Origin of the sequence: Hansschlegelia beijingensis (assembly GCF_045505405.1) — a bacterium.
Taxonomy (GTDB): domain Bacteria; phylum Pseudomonadota; class Alphaproteobacteria; order Rhizobiales; family Methylopilaceae; genus Methylopila; species Methylopila beijingensis_A.
Window position 1 is genome coordinate 1 of record NZ_JBJKEX010000558.1, and the last position, 1,185, is coordinate 1,185.

A 1,185-nucleotide genomic window follows, 5' to 3' on the forward strand; every position below is an offset into this window, starting at 1 on the left:
GTCTAAGATCGAACGCAGTCGCGCGTAGCTTTCGTCGAGTCGCGTTGCTTCTTCCTTACCCTGCGACATCCTCGATTTCGCCCGCGAGAGCCTTGGAGGCGGCGGCGCGCAGCGCCTTGCCCTCCACGCCCTCGGCGGAGCTGTCCGGTGCGAACTGGAACCCGGCGAGGCGTCCCACATGGTGGCCTTCGACCAGCACGTCGCCGTCCTTGTTGATCTCGGCCTCGAGCATGTCCTTTTCCCTCAGGCGGCGCATGAGAACGCTGGTGCGTCGGTCGACGAAACGTTGAGCTAGCCGTTCGTGGAGGGCGTCGGAGAGCCTGTCTTCGACGGCGCGCGTCACGCCCTGCCAATGTTCCGGATCGTCCAGCCAATCCGCGCGATTAGCCACGAACGTCCATGTGCGGACATGGGCGATCCGGGCCGAAAGTGTGTCGATGTCCCCGTCTGCGCGGTCGGTCTGCGACACGTGCCGCGCGAACCAGTCGGTCGGGACCTTACCCGGCCGGGCGAGAAAACCATAGAGGTCAGCGAGAAGTTCCGTGTGCTGGGCCGGCGCGATCTTGCGGTAATCCGGCACCTGGCAGACGTCCCAGAGGAGCCGGATCTGCTGCTCGCCGCGGGCCGCCTCCCGCGTGACCGGATCGCGGGCGAGGTGCATGAGCGCCCGCAGATCGTCGGCGTCGGGAGCCCGGGTCAGCCCGGCCTCGGCGGGCGGACGCGAGAGGCTGTCGATCAGGCCGCCGACGCTGCGGAAGTCGAGCCGCGCGTTCCGCCACTGCAGCACCTTGACGCTCTCGAAGCTGTGGCTCTCGAGCTTCTCCGCGAGTTCGGGCTCGAAGCCGGGGCAGCGGCCGGTCGTCCCAAAGGTGCCGTCCCGGAGATGGCGGCCCGCCCGCCCGGCAATCTGGGCCATCTCGGCAGGGTTCAGCCGGCGGAACTGGTGGCCGTCGAACTTGCGGTCGCCCGCGAAGGCGACGTGGTCGACGTCGAGATTGAGCCCCATGCCGATCGCGTCGGTGGCGACGAGATAGTCGACGTCGCCGGCCTGGTACATGGCGACCTGGGCGTTGCGGGTGCGCGCGCCAGAGCTTCGACCGTGACCGAGACGCTGATCAAGGTCGACCTGACCCAGTCGGCCTATGAAAACGACATGGTGCACAATCGCTGGCACCCTGACATCCC

General features: G+C 67.7%; 1 pseudogene. It reads right to left on the reverse strand.

Annotated elements, in window-relative coordinates:
- Window positions 1-70: 70 nt before the first annotated feature.
- Window positions 71-1,093 (reverse strand): annotated as a pseudogene (locus tag ACIKT0_RS18655) (helicase-related protein); the annotation flags it as partial.
- Between the last annotated feature and the right edge of the window lie 92 nt (window positions 1,094-1,185).